Source organism: Bradyrhizobium sp. SHOUNA76, assembly GCF_023006445.1.
Lineage (GTDB): Bacteria > Pseudomonadota > Alphaproteobacteria > Rhizobiales > Xanthobacteraceae > Bradyrhizobium.
Genome location: NZ_JALBHA010000556.1, coordinates 1 through 3,943, shown reverse-complemented (window position 1 = coordinate 3,943; position 3,943 = coordinate 1). Strand labels below are relative to the sequence as shown.

Sequence of the window (3,943 nt, the reverse complement as noted above, 5' to 3'; positions counted from 1 at the left end):
AGCGCGACCACGACCGACCACACGCCGGCAACGGCCGCGAGCGACGTGGCGCCGAAGCGTTGCTCGGCGAGATAGCTGACGTCGAGCCGCGGCAGCACCACCAGTGACATCACGAGATTGACGGTCACGACGACGACCAGCGGCGCCATGGCGCTCAGCACCGGCGAAGCCTGGTCGCTGCGCTGACCATGCTGTAGCTCGGCTGGATCGAATTCGCGCGCAGTCGTCGCGCGCTCGCGCAAAAGCTCGTCGGCGGCGGCCTGCTCGATCGCGCCCTCAACATCTTCGCCGTAGCCTTCTCCGGCGCGGCGCGCAGCTGCTTCGGCGCGGTGCAGCCACCACAATCCCGTACCGAGTATGATGAAGGAGGCAATGATGCCGAGCCCCGGTGCGGCGAACGGCGTCGTGCCGAAGAACGGCATCGGGATGGCGTTCTGGATCGACGGCGTCCCGGGCAAGGCCGACATCGTGAAGGTCGACGTTCCCAGCACGATCGCAGCCGGGATCAGCCGACGCGGAATCGAAGCGGCGCGAAACAGCGAACGGGCCATGGGAACGATGACGAAGAACGCGACGAACAGGCTGACGCCGCCATAGGTAACCAGCGCGCCGGCGAGCACGACCGCCAGGATCACGCGCTGCTCGCCGAGACGCTCCGCCATGAACCTGGCGACCGACATCACCGCGCCGCTGTCGTCCATCAACTTGCCGAAGACGGCGCCAAGCAGGAAGATCGGAAAGAACTGCGCGAGGAATCCCGCGGCGTTGATCATGAACACCTGGGTCAGGTTCGCGAGCAGCGGCTCCCCGCCGAACAGCGCGGCAACGAGTGCGGCGAACGGCGCGAGCAGCAGGACGCTCCAGCCGCGGAAGGCGAACAGCACGAGCAGACCGAGCCCGACGAGGAGGCCGAGGAGACCCATGTCTCAGCACTCCGACAGGAGGACGTCGAGATCGGCGGTCGAACGACGGCCGATATCCGCGCCGTGCTCGCGGAGAAAGGCGTCCGCGGCCATGCGCCCCTCGGCGCGCAGCATCGAGACGAACTCCCACTCCGCGTTGAGCTTCGAGGAGGCCCCGAACTTCGCCAGCATGTCGCTCTTGATCCGATGGGTCCGCATCTTCGCCCAGCGCGCGCCCTCGCCGCTGCCGGGGTCGGCCGCCTGGCGCAGCAGCGCGATCATGCGCAGCTCCTTCATCAGCGGCGAGTTGAAGGAGATTTCGTTCAACCGGTTGAGGATCTCCGCGGCGGTCCGCGGCTCCTCCAGCCGCTCGGTCGGGTTGATCTGGACGAGAATGGTGTCGTGCGCGTCGCTTTCGCGAACCAGCGGCGTGATCGTCGGGTTGCCGGCGAAGCCGCCGTCCCAATAGGGCTCGCCCTCGATCTCGATGGCGCGGAACATGGTCGGCAGGCAGGCCGATGCCAGCAGCACGTCCGCCGTGATCTCCGCGTTGCGGAAGATGCGGCCACGTCCGGTGCGCACCCGCGTCGCAGTGATGAACAGCTGGATCGGCGAGCGCGCGAGCCGTTCGAAATCGATGCTCTCGGCCAGAACCGCGCGCAGCGGATTGTAGCCGGTCGGATTGAGATCGTAGGGCGACAGCACACGCGACATCAGGTCGGTGAGAATGTAAAAGGGCGACGTATCGAGGGTCCAGCGCCCCATCAAGCGATCGAGCGGCGAGCGCTGGAGCAGGCTGAAGGCCGCGGCCTTCGAAACACGGCGCCAGTATTGCTCGAGCGCCTCACGCGCGCCCGCGGCCCCGCCGGCCGTCCAGCCATCCGCCAGCACAGCCGCATTCATCGCGCCAGCGGAGGTTCCGGAGATCGCGGCGATCTCCAGCCAATTCTCTTCCAGGAGGCGGTCGAGCACACCCCAGGCGAAGGCGCCGTGCGAACCGCCGCCCTGAAGCGCGAGATCAATCAGTACGGCGTCCCGTTCCATGGCGGACACTCACGCAACTGAAGTTCAAATTCGACATGATTTTTGACCATGTCGAATTCGACCGCAGTGTGAGAGCAGTTGTCACAAGATGCAACCGGAACGTGGGGCGGTCTAGAGCTATTTCCGTTCCGATGCGATCAGAGCGGAAATGGCTCTAGATTCTAACGCGAACCGGTAGTCCACTTCGCTCGAAAACGCTTTAGTGCTCGAACACCAGCCGCGCGCCGACCGTGCCATCGAGACTGCGGATCTGCTGGAGCAGCGCCGCCGAATCCTGGCCGCCGAGATCGGCATCGAGCACGACGTAACCGAGATCGCCGGCGGTCTCCAGATATTGCGCGGCGATGTTGATGTCGCGCTGGAGGAAGACCTCGTTGAGCCGCCGCAGCATGCCCGGCACGTTGCGATGGACATGGCTGAAGCGCGCGCCGGCGGGGCGCAGATGCAGCTGCACTTCCGGGAAATTCACCGCGCCCATGGTCGATCCCGTGATGAAATAGTCGACCAGCTTGCGCGCGACCTCGCCGCCGATGCGCTCCTGCGCCTCCTCGGTGGAGCCGCCGATATGCGGCGTGAGGATGACGTTCTCGAGGCCCTGCACCGGGCTGTTGAAACGGTCCGCGTTCGAGGACGGCTCGACCGGAAACACGTCGATGGCGGCGCCAGCGAGATGGCCGTCGCGCAGGGCGCGCGCGAGCGCGTCGAGATCGACCACGGTGCCGCGGCTGTTGTTGATCAGGAACGAGCCTGATTTCATCGCGCGCAGTTCCCTCTCGCCGATCATGCCCGCGGTCTCCGGCGTCTCCGGAACGTGCAGGCTGACGACGTCGCTCTGCGCCAGCAGCTCTTCCAGCTTCTCGACCGGCTCGGTGTTGCCGTGGCGGAGCTTGTCGGTGCGGTCGAAATAGATCACGCGCATGCCGATCGCCTCGGCCAGCGTGGAGAGCTGCGAGCCGATATTGCCGTAGCCGACAATGCCGAGGGTGCGGCCGCGCACCTCGCGGCTGCCGGTCGCCGACTTGTCCCATCCGCCCTCATGCGCCGACACCGAGCGCGGAAATATCCGCCGCAGCAGCATCACGATCTCGCCGATCACGAGCTCGGCGACGCTGCGCGTGTTGGAGAACGGCGCGTTGAACACGGGAATGCCGCGCTTGCGCGCCGCCATGAGATCGACCTGGTTGGTGCCGACGCTGAAGCAGCCGACCGCGAGCAGCTGGTCGGCGGCGGCGAGCACCTCGTCGGTGATCTGGGTGCGCGAGCGGATGCCGAGCAGCGACACGCCCTTGAGGGCGCGCCGCAGATCCTCACCGTCCAGCGCCTTGGTCAGCCGCTCGACATTGGTGAAGCCCGCGCTCCTGAACAGGTCCACGGCACTGTCATTGACGCCTTCGAGCAGCAGCGCCTTGGCGCTCCGCTCAGGGCTTTGGCCTGGGGCTGGCATGGTGTCTCCTGAAATGGCGGCTTTGCCGCAGCTCTTAGACCGCGGAGGAGGCCCAGCACAATAGGGGTCGGATACGGGGAGAAGATGGCAGGTAATAGAGCAGCCTGGCATCCCACCAGCGCTCACAATAGCTGTCCGGTCATCCAGAGGCGAGTGGCGCGATGCAAAGCATCGCGCCGGGAGCCTCGAAGGATGAACGGCCCCTATGCAGCCGGGCCGTCGCCCTTCGAGGCTCGCCTTGCTTCGCAAGACGAGCACCTCAGGGTGACGGTATCTCGAGTCAAATCACATAAAACCCATGCGTGCCGTCGCGGCGGAGCTGCTCGACGAGACCATATTCCCAATCGAGATAGGCCTGCATCGCGGCTTGCGCGACGTCGGTGCCTTCATAGGGCCGACGGTAACGGTGGGCCGGATCGGGCTTGGGCAGCACGCGCGGCGGGCCGATCTCGAGCGCGCCGTCATAGCCTCCGTCCAGCACATAGACCTCCCAGCCCATCTGCGCCAGCCACGACGCCGTCATGTCGGCGCGGACGGCCTTGTCGTCGGTCAG

Annotated in this window: 3 protein-coding genes and 1 pseudogene; all 4 read right to left on the bottom strand. The window is 66.2% G+C overall.

Translation table 11 applies throughout. The features are described 5' to 3' along the window. Positions 1 to 923: GntP family permease (locus MOV74_RS33155; RefSeq protein ID WP_404979209.1), on the bottom strand; the 923-nt coding region annotated here is incomplete at its 3' end. 3 nt (positions 924 to 926) lie between these two features. Further along, the gene (locus MOV74_RS33150; RefSeq protein WP_246931207.1) at positions 927 to 1,946 is read right to left on the bottom strand and encodes a patatin-like phospholipase family protein; all 1,020 of its coding nucleotides are present in this window, start codon (positions 1,944 to 1,946) and stop codon (positions 927 to 929) included. Positions 1,947 to 2,145: 199 nt separating this feature from the next. Then, positions 2,146 to 3,390, bottom strand: a complete 1,245-nt coding sequence (serA, locus tag MOV74_RS33145; RefSeq protein WP_246931206.1) for a phosphoglycerate dehydrogenase — start codon at positions 3,388 to 3,390, stop codon at positions 2,146 to 2,148. Between the two features lie 280 nt (positions 3,391 to 3,670). Continuing rightward, positions 3,671 to 3,943 (bottom strand): annotated as a pseudogene (locus MOV74_RS33140) (thiosulfate sulfurtransferase); the annotation flags it as partial.